This is a genomic window from Paenibacillus sp. FSL H8-0260 (assembly GCF_045040625.1).
Taxonomy (GTDB): Bacteria; Bacillota; Bacilli; order Paenibacillales; family Paenibacillaceae; genus Paenibacillus_AQ; species Paenibacillus_AQ odorifer.
In genome coordinates this window covers 6,669,505-6,684,786 of sequence record NZ_CP150298.1, presented here as the reverse complement: position 1 = coordinate 6,684,786, position 15,282 = coordinate 6,669,505, and the positions used below count along the sequence as shown (strand labels likewise).

Below are 15,282 nucleotides of genomic sequence, written 5' to 3'. Positions count from 1 at the left end.
ACCGCTATTTGTTTAAGAGTCTTTCAACATATTCCTTCAAAATCCTCTATTTGTAAGCGTGGTTTTGCAAATTTTAAGGATGAGTTTCCCGGGAAACTGGGGTTGGACAGAATGACTAGCTTTTTTAACCTTAACTTGTGTTATAATCAAACAAACAATTTAAAGAGGAAATTATAGTTAAGGGGGATTTGTAAGTGGAAATAGGAATAAGCACGTTCGTAGAAACAACACCGGATGTTCAGACGGGTGAAGTGATAAGTCATGCGCAGCGATTGCGCGAGGTTGTAGAGGAGATTGTGCTTGCAGATCAGGTGGGTTTAGATATATTTGGCGTGGGCGAACATCATCGCAAAGATTATGCGGCGTCTTCTCCAGCAGTTTTACTGGCTGCGGCGGCCTCACAGACGACACGGATTCGGCTAACCAGTGCGGTTACAGTACTTTCCTCTGATGACCCCGTACGTGTGTTTCAGGATTTCGCTACCCTGGATGGAATCTCGAATGGACGCGCAGAGATCATGGCAGGCCGGGGTTCTTTTATTGAATCGTTCCCGCTGTTTGGGTATGATTTGAATCATTATGATGAGCTGTTCGATGAGAAGCTGGACTTGCTGCTCAAAATACGGGAATCCGAAAAAATAACCTGGAGCGGCGTGCACCGTCCTGCCATTAATAATCTGGGGATTTATCCGCGTCCCGTGCAGAATCCATTGCCAGTATGGATTGGCAGCGGAGGAAATACAGAATCCGTAATTCGTGCAGGCCTACTAGGGTTACCGCTTGTGCTGGCTATCATTGGCGGCAGTCCGCTACAGTTTGCTCCGCTCGTGAAGCTCTATAAGAAGGCTGCAGCGCAAGCAGGACATGATGTATCGAAGCTGCCCGTTGCTTCGCACTCACACGGCTTCATTGCAGAGGACAATCAGCAGGCTGCCGATATGTTCTTCCCTTCTACACAAGCTAGTATGAATGTTATTGGCCGGGAACGCGGATGGGGTCAATACACCCGTGCAAGCTATGATGCGGCGCGTAGATTTGAAGGTGCCTTGTATGTAGGTGACCCAGAGACCGTTGCTGAGAAAATCATTCACCTGCGCAAGCAAGTAGGCATCACACGTTTTATGCTGCATGTGCCGCTTGGCACAATGCCTCATAAGGATGTAATGAGAGCCATTGAGCTATTGGGTACCCAAGTAGCACCCATTGTTCGCGCTGAGATATCGAGATGGGAAGCAGAGGTTGAAGCTAAGTAGTAACTATGATCTTACTTAATTATTGAAGCTGTTGATAATGGAGGAGGAGATGGATATGACAGAGCACACTATAGCGAGCAGACTCGAAGCATTAGGGGTTGTCCTGCCCGAGGCTAGTGAACCGGCGGCAAAATACGCTAACTACGTAATTGTTAATGGTTTATGTTTTGTGTCGGGAAAAGGACCAGCGGGCCATCCCAAAGGAAAGCTGGGACAAGATTACACTACCGAGGAAGGCTACCATTTTGCACGTTTAACGGGTATAGAAATCCTTGCCGTCCTGAAGACAGCTTTAGGTTCTTTGGACAAAGTGAAAAGAGTAGTCAAAATTCAAGGCTTCGTTAATGCAGATCCCCTTTTTGAAGAACATCATAAAGTGCTTAACGGTTGTTCAGATTTAATGCTTGAGGTGTTCGGAGACAAGGGTGTTCATGCTCGTTCTGTATTGGGTGCTGTTTCTGTAAGGGATAATCTTCCGATCATTATTGATTCCATTTTTGAAGTTGAGGAACCTGTCTAGCCGGCTCCATGAGGCATATTTAAAAAGAGGACTATGATACCGAAAGGTGATCGTAGTCCTCTTTTTTTTAGGTGCTTATGCCGTAGGTAGATGCTTACCCCAAAATTTGTAACAAAACTAATCGCCCTTTTTTTAGTAACAATAGGTGTACATATCAATCAACGAGGTGATGACATCATGAAATTTCAAAAGAAAGCTATGTTACTTTTACTACTTACATCTATGCTCTATACTGCTCCGGCCTATGCGGCGACAACGCCTCAGACTCCGGTTACAGCCGTCTATCTGGATGATCAACAGTTACAATTGGGGGCTCAGCCCTTGTTAGTAAACGATACAGTACTAGTCCCTATGCGCAAGTTATTTGAAGCTCAGGGGGCAAAGATTACTTGGAATAATGATACCAAGACCGTTAAGGCAACCAAGGGAGACCTGGTGCTGACCTATCGTATTGGTGATCAGGCAGCGAATAAAAATGGCCAGTCCTTAAGTGTAACGGTTCCCGGCCAGATTGCCGGCGGTTATACGATGATGCCACTGCGTTTTGTCAGCGAAGCTTTGGGCAGCACTGTGAAGTGGGATACCACTACTCGTGCCGTTCGTATCTACTCGGCACTGGATTACGATACGACAATTCTGTATGGGGTTAACCTGCGAAGTTTGCCAGACTCGTCAGCCCAATCAACGGTGCAGCAAATGTTGTCAGCAGGAGATAAGGTACATGTGGTTAGAGAAGTAGATGCTTTATGGTTAGAAGTACGAACACAGGATAACAAGAGTGGCTATATATCTGCTAAACCCAAATATAGCAATTATACTAGTACGACTCTTGTAGAGCGGCAGGGAAGCGAGCTGCTTGCTTACGGAGAAAAATATCTGGGAACACCTTATGAATTTGGTGCTGCTACTGACCAGACGTCTACCTTTGACTGTTCTTCCTTTGTAGGACATGTATTTAAGGATGTGTTGGCAATTGACCTGCCACGTGTCTCTTACAATCAGGCTAAAGAGGGCAAAGAGGTTGGAATTAACGAGCTGCGCAAAGGGGACCTGTTATTCTTCAGTGCACGAGGACTCGATATTGGGCATGTGGCGATTTACGCGGGAAATAATCAGATCCTACATACGTACTCCAAGGAGCTTGGCGTTCATTATGAAGCCTTAAGTGACAAGTGGAAGAAACGTTTGGTCACGGCTCGCAGATTGTTTTAGCTAGGTAATAATTAGGCTATAATTATCACGGTGTGGAAAAGTTGAAATCCCCTCTCCATTAAAATTTATTTGCAGGCATAAAGACGGTTTTTGAGTCTCTTTTCCGTCTATGTTATGAGCTTGATGTTAAGGAGGAAAATAGTGACTTGTACGGACGCAGAACTGGTAGATAAGGTGTGTAAAGGTGACATGGATGCATTCAGTGTACTTATCGGCAAATATTCCAATGCAGTATACGGGGTTGCTTATGGTAAATTGGGTGATTTTCATACCGCACAAGACATTGCCCAAGAGGTTTTTGTTAAAACCTATCGCAAATTACCTAACTTAAAGGAGCCTGAGAAACTCGCCAGTTGGTTATATGCGGTTACTGCACGGGAATGCATGGATTGGTTTAGGTCAAATAAAAAGAAAACTGCTTACGAATTCATGCAAAAAATGGAGGTTCCGCAGCCAGAATCTACCGAAGACCAGTTGCTCAGAAAAGAACTCCAGCAAGATGTGTGGAAAGCCTTAAACACCCTATCAGAAGCTAACCGTATAGTCACAATTCTCTACTATATCGACAATTACAAGGTTAGGGAAATCGCCGATTTCCTTGATTTATCCAGCGAAGCTGTTGAGAGTAGACTCCGCAGATCAAGAGCGATCTTAAAAAGGGAGATGTTGAGTACAGTGAATAATAATCTTAGTGAAAACAAATTACAGGACGAATTTAAGAAGAGAGTCTTTCAGGATGAAAGAATGACTGAAACGAATTTTCGTCGTGTGGCTATGGGCCAGAGTGAATTTGATGATATTGATATGCATAAAACAAACTTCTCCAATGTAAATATGGAGGGGACCGGATTCGATAATATTAATATGAGCAGTACTACCTTTAATGACATCAATATGCATTCTGTTAAGTTTAATGAAGTGGGGCTGTGGGAAATAGAGGTTAGTAATAGTGAACTAGGGGAGGCTTATTTCCACGATATTCATTTGTACGGTAAAGGCAATAAGTTTGAGCGATGCCAGCTGAACGGGACATCCTTTGTAGATTGTGATCTTTCGAATGTGGATATAAGAGACTGCAATCTTTCAGGCGTCACAGTAAATGGGATTTCATTAGAGCTATTGTTAGACAGCTATAATAAAAGGAAATAGACTATATAAATCATAGATTTAATCGGAAACCACTTCTTTCTAGGAGTGGTTTTTGAGTTTAGGGTATAATGGATGAAGAGTGTACAGCACAACCTATAGGAGTGAAAAATAGATGAAGCGCATCACCATTTTAATTGCGGATGATGAGGCGGAAATTGCCGACTTGGTGGCCTTGCATTTGCAAAAAGAGGGGTATCATATCCTCAAAGTGTCCGATGGAAGGGCAGCGGTACAAGCCATTGAGTCGCAAACGATAGATTTGGCGATTCTGGATATTATGATGCCGGGGCTGGATGGTTACGAGGTCACCCGCCATATTCGGGAGCATCATCATCTGCCGATTATTTTTCTGAGTGCTAAAACTTCCGATCTTGATAAAATCACCGGACTGGTTATGGGCGCAGATGATTATATGACCAAACCGTTTAACCCAATGGAGCTGGTCGCCCGGGTCAATTCCCAGTTGCGGCGCTCTATACAATTCAGTCAGCCCGCTGCCATACCTAAATCGGTGCTAGAGGTTCGGGGATTGATGATTTCACCGGATGAGCATACGGTTACTCTTTATGGTGAGGTTATTGAGCTAACTCCAAAAGAGTTTGATATTTTGCATTTATTGGTCAGTCATCCCAAGCAGGTGTTTAGTGCGGAGAACATTTTTCAACAGGTATGGGGCGATGCTTATTATGAGAGTGGGAACACGGTCATGGTTCATATCCGTACCTTGCGCAAAAAGCTCGGTGAAGACATCAATAAGAATAAATTCATTAAGACGATCTGGGGCGTTGGATATACTTTTAATGGGTAAAGCCAGTGAGATTTATTTATTTTAAGAAAAACTTTATATTTGTCCTGCTTTTTCTTTAAAGTGTCTTCGTTATTCTATTCCTATCAAGGAAATGGGAGGACATTGCTGATGAAGAAGTGGGGCTTTTTGGCGTTGGTTGTGTTGTTGCTTGGGTATGCAGCGGCTCGTTATTTACCGAATACGGGTAATTTAGGATACGATGATAAGATTCGCAAAGAATCTATTAGAAATAACAATAGCTTAGAGGTAGTAACACAAGATCAAGTGTATCAAGGGGATTTGTTGCTGGTGAACAAACAATACCCGGTACATGAGGATAGTGTGAAGTCTGATATCGTGACCTTATATGAGCAGGCGGATCTGGTGCAGGGTTATGGGCTGCTGGATACCTCGATTCGTTTGTCTGAAAGTGTAGCGCATAAATTCAATAAGATGGTCAAAGCTGCCGAAAAAGAGGGTGTGAATCATTTTTTAATTAGCAGCGGGTACAGGGACTTTGAAGAGCAAGAGAAATTATATCAGGAAAAAGGTTCGGACTATGCTTTACCGGCGCAATATAGTGAACATAATTTAGGATTATCTCTGGATATCGGGTCGTCCCAATCAGAAATGAGTAAAGCGCCTGAAGGAAAATGGCTGCAAAAAAATGCCTGGAAATACGGCTTTATTCTCCGCTATCCGAAAGACAAAACCGAGATTACGGGGATAAAATATGAACCCTGGCATTTCCGTTATGTAGGGTTGCCGCACAGCGCCATTATTCATGAGAAGGGGCTTGTGCTAGAACAATATTTGGATTTCTTGAAAGAGAACAAAGAGATTTCAACAACAGTAGACGGCAAAGCTTATACAGTAAGTTATTTTCCGGTATCCAAATACACTACGATCAAAATTCCACAGGAAGGGCAATATATGACGTCAGGCGATAACATGGATGGCATAATTGTTACTACATATTAATGACTAAAGAGCCGAAAAAAAAGTCTGCTATAAACCTTTTGCTGGCAGCGATATTTATCGTCTATATGTATTTTTTAATCCGAATTATTTTATTTAAAGGTGCACCGGTGAACTTATTATCGCTTTGGGAGCAAGCGGGACGTATGTTTGAACATCCAGACCGGATTTTTAATCGGCGAGGCAACTATATCCCTTTTAAGGAGATCTCCCGGGGGATGGACGATCTGTCGCTTTCAGATCCTTTTTCATCGATTAATTTAGTAGGGAATTTGTTGGCCTTTATTCCGTTTGGGATCTTGGTGCCCATGCTGTTATCGCAAAAAGTAAGGCTGTTTCGAAGAGTTTTCTTCCTCTCGCTGGCGCTGAGCTTCTGTTTTGAATTCACACAATTAGTATTGTATATCGGCACCTTTGATGTGGATGATCTTATTTTGAACACTGGCGGCGGGGTGGCTGGTTACTGTATCTATAGACTGTTGACTTCTTTCGGATGGATTGCATCTATATCAAAGCGGTGTTAGTATTTGTGGATATAGATCTAGGGTAGAAGGGGCATGGTATGAAAAAGCGTATTTCGGATATTGTTTCCATCATTGTAGGAGCTTTGTTATTCTCCTTGGCCGTTAATTTGTTTGTGATTCCGAACGAGTTCGGTGAAGGCGGGGTCACGGGACTGACTATGATTACTTACTATTTGTATCAGTGGTCACCCGGTATTGTTAGTTTGATTCTTAACGCTTTATTATTAATTGTGGGGTACAAATTTCTAGACAAAACTACGACGGTATACACGATTATTGCGGTGTTTTTCAATTCGTTATTCCTGATTCTTACGAAAAATTGGAATATTGGCAGCGATGAGTTGATAATTAATGCAATATTCGGGGGTATCTTCTCAGGTGTGGGTATCGGGCTAATTATACGAGTGGGTGGAACGACTGCAGGGTCAACCATCATCGCCAGAATTCTACATAAATATTTGGACTGGAATGTTAGTTACGCGCTACTGCTCGTCGATTTAATTGTGGTGTTCGCTTCGTATTTCATCATTGGAGTACAAAGTCTGATGTTTACGATCGTGATGCTCTATGTAGCCACTAAGATAATGGACTTTATTATTGAGGGAGTGAACCCTAAGAAGGCTGTTACGATTGTATCCCAAGAGCAGGACAAAATTGCTGAACAGGTTAATGGAATTATGGATAGAGGCGTCACAGTAATATATGGCCGTGGGTACTATACCAAGACACCTAAAGAGCTGCTGTATATTGTGATTAGCAAGCAGGAAGTGACTATGCTTAAGAAAATCGTCAAATCCATTGATAAAGAGGCGTTTATTACCATCCACGATGTAAGAGATGTATTCGGAGAAGGTTTTGTGGAGCTGTCAAAATAATAAGATAAAAAGCTATCCCGGAAGCTATTATGGCTGCTTGGATAGTTTTTTTTGATTTCGGGTGCATTATTGTGATGGATATCATTGCAATTGTTGAATCGTTCACATTTTTTCAATTTCCCGTGTGATTGAACGCACACTCCGGCATGTGCAGCTTCTATATGCTTTTTATAGAGGAATTAATTTATTGCAGGAAAGAGGGTATTTAGATGTTAGATCAACAAACCATTGAAATCATAAAATCAACGGTGCCCGTATTGCAGGTTCATGGGAAGACCATCACAACTACTTTCTATGGCATGTTATTTGAAAATCATCCGGAGTTACTAAATATATTTAATCATGCCAACCAACGGGAAGGTAAACAGCAGACTGCACTTGCTAACGCCGTACTCGCGGCGGCAATGAATATTGATCAGCTGGGAAATATTTTGCCTGTGGTAAAACAGATTGCGGAGAAACATCGGGCATTGGGAGTATTACCTGAACATTATCCCATCGTAGGTGAGACTTTGTTAGCTGCTATTGGGCAAGTACTTGGCGATGCGGCGACGCCGGAAATTATTGATGCTTGGGCAAAGGCGTATGGCGTGATCGCAGATGCCTTTATTGGTGTCGAAGCAGAGAAGTATCGTGAAGCTGCCGAAATTCCCGGGGGTTGGAGTGGATTTAGAAACTTTGTGGTTACTAAGAAGGTTAAAGAAAGTGAACTTATTACTTCCTTCTACCTTTCTCCTGAGGATGGAGGGGCTATAGCTTCTTACTTGCCGGGTCAATACATCACGGTTCGTGTTCAGCCTGAGGGCGAGGAATACACCCATGTTCGCCACTATAGTTTGTCCAGTGCGCCGGGACAGTCGTATTACCGCATCACAGTTAAACGGGAAGGTGAAGGGCCGGATAAACCGGCTGGAGTCGTATCTACTTTCCTTCATGATGTCGTACAAGTGGGAGCTATATTGGAAGTAAGCTCGCCAGCAGGTGATTTCGTACTAAATAAAGATAGTGATCGTCCAGTGGTTCTTATCAGTGGTGGGGTTGGACTAACCCCTATGGTAAGTATGCTGGAGACATTAATTGCTACGCAGCCAGAACGAGAGGTAACGTACATTCATGCAGCCATCAATGGAAGCTTGCATGCTATGAAAGAAATGGTGGCGGATTTGGAGCAGTCCCATCCTACCCTACGATCCTATGTATGTTATGAAACTCCAAGTGAAGGAGATACGTTCCATAAAACAGGTTATATTGATCTAGCTTGGTTGCAAGAAGTAACAGACGTAAACTCTGAATTCTATTTCTGCGGACCGACTCCTTTTATGAAGGCGATATATAAGGCTCTTAAGGAATGGAAGGTGGCTGAAGACAGAATTCATTATGAATTCTTCGGCCCGGCTGGAAGTTTGGAAGCCTAAGCTGTAAAACCAAAAGAGCGTCCCAGTCCTAATGACTGTGACGCTCTTTTTTACAATAGAAGTTTATTTGAAGGCAGCGAATGGGTTAGTTCCCTTTGGTAATATTGAACTGAAATTAAAGGTGTACGTAGGAATTCCAGCCGCATAAGGGGCAATTTCGTACTGTTGGTAGAAGATTGCAAGGCCACTCTCGGAAACGTAGAAGTTTGGTTTTTCTGTTAGTCCGCCAGGTGTATCTGGAAAAGCTAGCTCCTTGGTGCTTTCCTTCAACATTTTATCTAATTTTTGTTTGTAGTTTGGCTCTGCCTTCAGCAGGTCCTTAAGTTCAATTGGTTTGCCGTCTTTCAGCGAGAAGGTAAATCCTTCACGAAGGGCTCCACCATGTGCTCCACCAGTATAGCCATATTGATCAGTCACGATGCTCAGAACCCCTTCACGGTTAAAGGAGACAACAAAAGTTTGAGAGAAGTCATATTTATTCTCTATAGTACCATCTCTACGGCTAGCCTGTTCTTCACTCTCTGCGGCGAATTGTTCAGCTTGCTTTTTGAAGATCGCATTAATCTTAGTCTGCACTTCATCCGTTAAGCCACTGATTTTTGGATACTGTACTTTGATACTAGCATTTTTATTGCTCTTATCTAAGGTTTCAGAGGTGATTTTGATGTCATTCATTACTTTTTTACTTAGATCAAGTGATTTCAATGAAGGATTATAAACGCCTTGCACTCCTAAATAGTCAGACAACAGTTTGAACGGAACATAAATCCGGTCGTTGATGACCTTCACATCATGACTGCCGGTCATGCTATAAATGTAATAGCCATTCAGGGTTGTACTAACACCGTAATCTGAGACCTCCATGTCCAGCTTCATGGAATCGCTGCCTACACTATAAGTTTTGGTGCTTGCATTATAGTTAATGGAGAGGCCAAAAGCATCCCGTAGTACAGTTAAAGGGATCATGGTGTTGCCGTTTACTATTTTCGCTTGCTGCGATAAGGTCTGGCCTTTATATTTAAGCACTACAGAGGGTTGCTGTGCGGCTTGTTTTACTGTACTTCCTCCGGTAGCTGCGGCTTGAACTGAAGTTCCTCCTACTAGTCCCGACCCTCCAAGCAATACTCCAGCAGCCAAGATGGCTGAGGTCCATTTCATACTTTTATTCATAACTTAATCTCTCCTTCCCAAGGATGGGCTTATGTAGTTGCAATATGATATTTTTTCCTCTATCACTCCTACAATTATACCTAGGTCTCAAATAGATTTGATTACAAAGGCGGTTACAGTGTTGTTGCATAGATATGCAAAAGGTATATACTTTTTAACCATTTTGTACGATTAAGACACTAGCATTAAGAATGTAAAGTAATTACGGTGAGTTCGGGGCGACAATTAAAGCGAACAGGCATACGAGTTACTCCTATCCCGCGAGTGGTATAGACCTGGAGTTGGCTGTTGGGCAGTTGATATAATCCACTTGAATATTTATTTCCGTGAGGCGGGGTATATAAAGCTCCGACAATTGGAAACCGCACTTGGCCTCCGTGACTATGACCAGACAATTGCAGATCTATAGGCAGCTTGCAAAAGTCATCGGCGAAATCAGGTTCATGGGCAAGGAGAATTGTGCAAGCCTCTTCCGGGATATGAAGCAGCGCTTGGGCGATGTCTGCTTTTCCGACCCAAGGATCATCTATTCCGGCAATATAGAGCTTGTCCGTACCTTGGGTTAAGACGATATGTTCATTATGGAGCACGTGGAAGCCCGATTGTGTTAGCCCTTTCGTTACAACCTTTCTGGTCCCAAAAGCATCATGATTGCCTAATACTGCAAATTGTCCAAAAGGAGCCCGCAACTGAGAGCACAAGGCTACGGCTTCTGAAATATAATCGGCTGAATGATCTAACAAATCGCCGGTGAAGCAGATCAGATCTGGCTTTACCTGTTGAATTTGCTGCGCTAACTCCGTTAAAGCTTGCGGCTTGGAATATACCCCCTGATGTAAATCACTAAAATGAACGATACGAAATCTATCGAAGGCTGGAGAAAGTCTAGGGAGTGTAATATCTACGTATTTGATTTCCAGCCAGTAGGGTTCGATCCAATGTGAATAGATGCCGGATGCACCAGCTGTTCCAAGAAGGCCTAGAGTTACTTGAGCGCTTTTCTGTAGAAATTGTCGTCTGCTAATAGTATTCATAAACAAATCATACGCGGGGATTGTTACTCTACTATGACAATATTCATTTAATAACCCATTGTGACGATAAAACTACATATACATTTTTTTTATATGGGAGATGAAGAGATGAGTATTATCGATGCCTTAGTCCTCGCAGCACCTTATTTCAAAAAGATTCACTCGCAGGATATTATGATTGGAATCACGGACAGGGAGATCTTCCATTATTACGCACCAAGTAAAGTTATTGATCTCGGATTGGTTAAGGGTAACCCTATCCCTCCTGAAGATCTGTCGCTTTCAAATGGACTGAAAGGTATAGCAAGCTCTAACCGAATCCCAGCAGAAATTTATGGAGCTCCTGTAATCTCAACATGTGTACCTATCTACGGAACGGATGATGATGTAATCGGGGTTTTTGCCATTGCCTATACACTAGAGAACGAGAATAAGCTTGAAGGATTCACAGATGAGATTAATGAGATAAGCAGTCATCTAATGGAGATGGTGCAGAGCGTAGCTGCCCAATCTCAGGAATTATCAGCAACCTCGCAGCAAATATTAGATAATACGCGTAGAGCAGTAACAGAATCACAAGAAGTGAATAAGGTTGCCGGCTTCATTCGTGAGATTTCTGAGCAGACGAACCTGCTTGGGCTGAATGCGGCAATCGAAGCCGCGCGTGTAGGAGAGCAAGGGGCAGGTTTTGGGGTGGTTGCTACGGAAGTACGCAAACTGTCCGTTAACACTAAAGAAGCAACCCATAATATTGAAAAATCACTGAGTGATGTTCAAAAGTCCATTAAGCAAATGGAGCAAGAAATTGAAGCGATCTCTGCTTCTTCACACTCACAAGCAGAATTGGTCACTGAATTCAGCGGTGTCATTGAGCGCCTGAATAAAGCGAGTAATGAAATGACGTCCTTTATGCAATCCATTATCCAGTAGATATTGAGAATGCATAAGATGACTTCACCCAAACCATGCTAGAAGAGAACAGGCGCATTTCAGAAGGGAGCGTATTTCATTTATGAAACAACCCGATTCCAGTCTGCAAGCGAATGACAATGTAACTCAAGCCAAAAATTCTTTGGGCAAGCTTCATTTCTCTGTCTCTCAGGCACTTAGTCATCCAACAGAACAGACTTTGGCACAGGCTGAGAACCGCCTGGCACATACTGAGCAGGCGATTCAGCAAGCTCAGGACTGGCTAGGTCCTCAAGGTGTGGAGTTGGCTGAAGAACTGTTGACCGAGGATAAGAGCGGACTTGCCTCATTGAATAAGCAAGGGAAACGTTCAGAGCGCTAAATGTTCCTGCCACAACCTGTGAAGCTCCAAGCTTCACGGGTTGTTCTTATGCGCTTTTCCCTGAAAGATGTGGCATAGGAAGAGGGATGTTATACTGGATTGAGAGTTTAAGCAAGGGTTTAGATGGGGGATAAGGGATATGAATGGCAAGCACATCGAAGAATTAACCCGGCAGGCGGAAGCTTTCATTCGACAATGTTACGCTGAACTAGACAAGTCTGAAGCCGAGACGGATCATCGCATCCTAGCCGTACATGAGGAAATTAACCAATCAGGCAGTTACACACATACAACGGAAGAATTAGCGCATGGTGCAAGAATGGCCTGGCGCCATAATAGCCGCTGCATTGGGCGTCTTTTTTGGCAATCCATTGAGCTAATCGATGAACGCCAAGCAGAGACTGAGGAACAAGTTGCTGAAGCGTTGCTGCGACATCTGGAAAAGGCGAACAACGGAGGACGTATTCGTTCACTCATTACGGTCTTCCGCAGCGGAGAAGATCCGAATCGGCGGATTCGGATCTGGAACCACCAATTGATTCGTTATGCCGGTTATCCTGGCGATGAAGAACACGGACGTGCAGGCGATCCGGCATCGGATGAATTCACAAAAATGTGCCAGCAACTAGGTTGGCAAGGAACGGGTGGCGATTATGATGTGTTGCCGTTAGTGATAAGTATTGGCAACGGGCATCCCTACGTTTTCCCTATTCCTGATCACTTCATTCAGGAGGTACCGTTAACACATCCTGAAATTGAACGTTTTGCTGAGCTTCAGCTTCGTTGGTATTCTGTACCCATTATCGCGGACATGCAGTTGGAAATTGGCGGTATTCTGTACACGGCTGCTCCTTTTAACGGTTGGTACATGGAGACTGAAATCGGCTCGCGTAACTTGGGGGATACCGGACGATACAACACTTTGCCAGCTATAGCTGATGTGATGGGACTGGATCGCTCCAGCAACACAACGCTTTGGAAGGATCGGGCGCTTCTTGAGCTGAATCGCGCAGTGCTGCATTCCTTCAAGCAAGCAGGTGTCAGCATTGTGGATCACCATACAGCAGCAGATCAATTTGTTCGATTCCAGCAACAGGAGAACGAGCAGGGGCGCCAAGTCTCAGGGCGCTGGTCCTGGTTGATTCCGCCTATGTCACCCTCGTCTACACCGATTTGGCATGATCGTACGTTAAAAGAATATGATTTCAGCCCTCGTTTTCTTTATCAACAATCACCCGTCGCAACCTGCCCATTTCACTAGCTAACGAAGGCAGTATATAGGTCGCAACTTGAATCTGGATAGAGGCAATTTCCTTGGAAATGTCTCTTTTTGTTTTGACTATAGAAAAAGCGCCAAGTTCCCCTCCTAAGGAAACTGGCGCTTTTTAGGCTTTTAAATGATCCAGAAAAATTTGTTTAAGCAGCTCAAGCTGATCGTCGGAGTCTAGATCCGATTCCAGCAGGAGAATGTTTTTTTTCATCGTTAGTTTTCTGGAAAAGAGGGCAAAGCTATTCATGAGCGTAATTAAGGTCTCTTTTACGGGGAGACCCGCACGAATAGAGCCGTCTTCTACCCCATTTTGAATGATCCTGGAGTATTCATGCCAAATTTTGCGGTTGAGTGCATTGAAGCTCAGAACATCCTCAACAGGTTCATTTGAGTGTGAGGCGTAGCTTTCGAAATTGACCATAAAAATAATACTTAGATGATTTTGATCCTGAATAAAGAAATCAAATAATTTCTCGATTTGTTCAAGACAAGTAAGGGGCAAGTCAGCTACGTATTTAAAATGATCGAGCATAGGCTCCAGCATTCGGGTGGCTACAGCCACTACGAGTTTTTCTTTTCTGGGAAAATAGCGAAATAACGTCGCAATCCCGATATTGGCTTCGCTTGCGACATCTTGCATCGTCGACTTTTCGATTCCTTTTTGTGATAATACTCGTTCTGCGGATTCGAGGATCGTAATTAATCGTTGCTGCTTACCATCGGATCTTTCTTTTTCGTATCGTGTTTTAGGATTCATGAGGGCTAGACCCTTCCATTTTTTGATTGGGATTTTCAATTATTAGTATTATATCCACCGTTTATTGGATTAAGCAAGGAGTGGTTGTAGTTCTTTTGTAAAAATGATATGATGTATATCACAGTGATAGTGTGACTATCATCACTCAAATATTATATCACAATACGATTATAGAGGAGACCTAATTATGAATCGTCTAACTAATAAAGTAGCAATTATTACAGGTGCAGGCAGCGGTATGGGCCGTGAAGAAGCCCTTTTATTGTCCAAAGAGGGTGCTACAGTTGTAGCCACTGATATTAACGAGGCTGCCGTACAAGCAGTTGTGAAGGAAATTGAAGCAAATGGTGGTCAAGCAGCAGCTTATGCACATAATGTGGCTTCCGAAGAAGACTGGATCAAGGTTGTAGAAGATGTGATTAGCAAGTTCGGGAAAATCGACATTTTGGTAAACAATGCAGGGATCTCATTCCCGGTTCAATTGCTCGAATCCACTGTTGATCAATGGAACAAAGTAATGAACATCAACGTGAGCAGCGTATTCCTTGGCATGAAGCATGTTGTTCCTCAAATGAAGAACAATAAAGGTGGTTCCATCGTTAATATTTCATCCATCGCAGGTTTGACTGGCAGCAGCGGTGCTGGTGCTTATACAGCTTCAAAAGGTGCAGTTCGTATGCTTAGTAAAGCAGCAGCTGTAGACTTTGGTAAAGATAACATTCGTGTGAACTCTGTTCACCCAGGATTTATCGAAACCCCAATGAGTGCTGAATTTGTAAATAACGAAAAAATGCATAGCTTCTTTATGTCTCAGACTGCGCTGCCACGTGTTGGACGTGCTTCTGAAGTAGCTGAAGCTGTATTGTTCTTGGCTTCTGATGAAGCTTCTTACATTACAGGTGTTGAGCTGCCGGTTGATGGCGGAGTTGTAGCTAAATAATAATCTCTAATTAAGAAACATTAAGAAGCCGTCCCATACGTAGATTTTCTCTACGCGCGGGACGGCTTCTTTTGCTGTTTTAGGCCCATTCTACTGAACATTAGCCT

16 protein-coding genes are annotated in these 15,282 nt (G+C 43.3%); 13 read left to right on the top strand and 3 right to left on the bottom strand.

Annotation, left to right across the window (positions count from 1 at the left end; translation table 11 throughout):
• The first annotated feature begins 194 nt into the window (after nt 1–194).
• The 9 genes from MHI51_RS29715 (at nt 195) to hmpA (ending at nt 8,713) form a co-directional block, all read left to right on the top strand.
• Nucleotides 195–1,253 carry an LLM class flavin-dependent oxidoreductase gene (locus tag MHI51_RS29715; protein WP_076124143.1) on the top strand — a complete coding sequence of 353 codons (1,059 nt, stop codon included), beginning with the start codon at nt 195–197 and terminating at the stop codon, nt 1,251–1,253.
• A gap of 55 nt (nt 1,254–1,308) precedes the next feature.
• Complete coding sequence (locus MHI51_RS29710; protein WP_076132951.1) at nt 1,309–1,773, top strand: RidA family protein; 465 nt, start codon at nt 1,309–1,311, stop codon at nt 1,771–1,773.
• Between the two features lie 177 nt (nt 1,774–1,950).
• Nucleotides 1,951–2,985: a stalk domain-containing protein gene (locus tag MHI51_RS29705; protein WP_076276284.1), complete on the top strand. Its 1,035-nt coding sequence runs from the start codon at nt 1,951–1,953 to the stop codon at nt 2,983–2,985.
• 141 nt (nt 2,986–3,126) lie between these two features.
• Nucleotides 3,127–4,134, top strand: a complete 1,008-nt coding sequence (locus MHI51_RS29700) for a sigma-70 family RNA polymerase sigma factor (RefSeq protein WP_076124138.1) — start codon at nt 3,127–3,129, stop codon at nt 4,132–4,134.
• A gap of 112 nt (nt 4,135–4,246) precedes the next feature.
• Nucleotides 4,247–4,942, top strand: coding sequence for a response regulator transcription factor (locus MHI51_RS29695; RefSeq protein WP_076124136.1), 696 nt, complete (start codon nt 4,247–4,249; stop codon nt 4,940–4,942).
• 108 nt (nt 4,943–5,050) lie between these two features.
• On the top strand, nt 5,051–5,902 hold the full coding sequence (locus tag MHI51_RS29690) for a D-alanyl-D-alanine carboxypeptidase family protein (protein ID WP_076124134.1): 852 nt from the start codon (nt 5,051–5,053) through the stop codon (nt 5,900–5,902).
• Nucleotides 5,902–6,423: a VanZ family protein gene (locus tag MHI51_RS29685; protein WP_076124132.1), complete on the top strand. Its 522-nt coding sequence runs from the start codon at nt 5,902–5,904 to the stop codon at nt 6,421–6,423. Before MHI51_RS29690 ends, MHI51_RS29685 begins: the two co-directional genes overlap by 1 nt.
• A gap of 38 nt (nt 6,424–6,461) precedes the next feature.
• Complete coding sequence (locus MHI51_RS29680; RefSeq protein ID WP_036682251.1) at nt 6,462–7,298, top strand: YitT family protein; 837 nt, start codon at nt 6,462–6,464, stop codon at nt 7,296–7,298.
• 209 nt (nt 7,299–7,507) lie between these two features.
• Complete coding sequence (hmpA, locus tag MHI51_RS29675; RefSeq protein WP_076181862.1) at nt 7,508–8,713, top strand: NO-inducible flavohemoprotein; 1,206 nt, start codon at nt 7,508–7,510, stop codon at nt 8,711–8,713.
• A gap of 63 nt (nt 8,714–8,776) precedes the next feature.
• Here the strand turns inward: hmpA and MHI51_RS29670 are convergent, their stop codons facing one another.
• Both MHI51_RS29670 and MHI51_RS29665 read right to left on the bottom strand, forming a co-directional pair.
• Nucleotides 8,777–9,883 (bottom strand): PdaC/SigV domain-containing protein, encoded by a 1,107-nt coding sequence (locus MHI51_RS29670; protein ID WP_405173452.1) that lies wholly within the window; start codon nt 9,881–9,883, stop codon nt 8,777–8,779.
• Between the two features lie 185 nt (nt 9,884–10,068).
• Entirely contained in the window at nt 10,069–10,917 is an 849-nt protein-coding gene (locus tag MHI51_RS29665; protein ID WP_076309971.1) for a metallophosphoesterase, read from the bottom strand.
• 108 nt (nt 10,918–11,025) lie between these two features.
• Between MHI51_RS29665 and MHI51_RS29660 the strand changes: the two genes are divergently transcribed.
• From MHI51_RS29660 to MHI51_RS29650, 3 genes are all read left to right on the top strand, one after another.
• Nucleotides 11,026–11,847, top strand: coding sequence for a methyl-accepting chemotaxis protein (locus MHI51_RS29660; protein WP_036682244.1), 822 nt, complete (start codon nt 11,026–11,028; stop codon nt 11,845–11,847).
• An 82-nt stretch (nt 11,848–11,929) separates the two neighbouring features.
• Entirely contained in the window at nt 11,930–12,208 is a 279-nt protein-coding gene (locus tag MHI51_RS29655; protein WP_405173451.1) for a hypothetical protein, read from the top strand.
• Between the two features lie 139 nt (nt 12,209–12,347).
• Nucleotides 12,348–13,469 carry a nitric oxide synthase oxygenase gene (locus MHI51_RS29650; protein ID WP_405173450.1) on the top strand — a complete coding sequence of 374 codons (1,122 nt, stop codon included), beginning with the start codon at nt 12,348–12,350 and terminating at the stop codon, nt 13,467–13,469.
• 124 nt (nt 13,470–13,593) lie between these two features.
• Here the strand turns inward: MHI51_RS29650 and MHI51_RS29645 are convergent, their stop codons facing one another.
• Nucleotides 13,594–14,235, bottom strand: a complete 642-nt coding sequence (locus tag MHI51_RS29645; protein ID WP_076124124.1) for a TetR/AcrR family transcriptional regulator — start codon at nt 14,233–14,235, stop codon at nt 13,594–13,596.
• A 187-nt stretch (nt 14,236–14,422) separates the two neighbouring features.
• On the opposite strand from MHI51_RS29645, the gene MHI51_RS29640 reads away from it, so the two are divergent.
• A complete protein-coding gene (locus tag MHI51_RS29640; RefSeq protein ID WP_038573803.1) occupies nt 14,423–15,175 on the top strand; it encodes an SDR family NAD(P)-dependent oxidoreductase in 753 nt (250 codons plus the stop codon).
• The last annotated feature ends 107 nt before the right edge of the window (nt 15,176–15,282 follow it).

Bases quoted from the DNA above. Each gene is read 5' to 3' on its own strand.
- MHI51_RS29710 (WP_076132951.1), top strand. From the start codon at position 1,309: ATGACAGAGCACACTATAGCGAGCAGACTCGAAGCATTAGGGGTTGTC.
- MHI51_RS29705 (WP_076276284.1), top strand. From the start codon at position 1,951: ATGAAATTTCAAAAGAAAGCTATGTTACTTTTACTACTTACATCTATG.
- MHI51_RS29695 (WP_076124136.1), top strand. From the start codon at position 4,247: ATGAAGCGCATCACCATTTTAATTGCGGATGATGAGGCGGAAATTGCC.
- MHI51_RS29690 (WP_076124134.1), top strand. From the start codon at position 5,051: ATGAAGAAGTGGGGCTTTTTGGCGTTGGTTGTGTTGTTGCTTGGGTAT.
- MHI51_RS29685 (WP_076124132.1), top strand. From the start codon at position 5,902: ATGACTAAAGAGCCGAAAAAAAAGTCTGCTATAAACCTTTTGCTGGCA.
- MHI51_RS29680 (WP_036682251.1), top strand. From the start codon at position 6,462: ATGAAAAAGCGTATTTCGGATATTGTTTCCATCATTGTAGGAGCTTTG.
- hmpA (WP_076181862.1), top strand. From the start codon at position 7,508: ATGTTAGATCAACAAACCATTGAAATCATAAAATCAACGGTGCCCGTA.
- MHI51_RS29670 (WP_405173452.1), bottom strand. From the start codon at position 9,883: ATGAATAAAAGTATGAAATGGACCTCAGCCATCTTGGCTGCTGGAGTA.
- MHI51_RS29665 (WP_076309971.1), bottom strand. From the start codon at position 10,917: ATGAATACTATTAGCAGACGACAATTTCTACAGAAAAGCGCTCAAGTA.
- MHI51_RS29660 (WP_036682244.1), top strand. From the start codon at position 11,026: ATGAGTATTATCGATGCCTTAGTCCTCGCAGCACCTTATTTCAAAAAG.
- MHI51_RS29655 (WP_405173451.1), top strand. From the start codon at position 11,930: ATGAAACAACCCGATTCCAGTCTGCAAGCGAATGACAATGTAACTCAA.
- MHI51_RS29650 (WP_405173450.1), top strand. From the start codon at position 12,348: ATGAATGGCAAGCACATCGAAGAATTAACCCGGCAGGCGGAAGCTTTC.
- MHI51_RS29645 (WP_076124124.1), bottom strand. From the start codon at position 14,235: ATGAATCCTAAAACACGATACGAAAAAGAAAGATCCGATGGTAAGCAG.
- MHI51_RS29640 (WP_038573803.1), top strand. From the start codon at position 14,423: ATGAATCGTCTAACTAATAAAGTAGCAATTATTACAGGTGCAGGCAGC.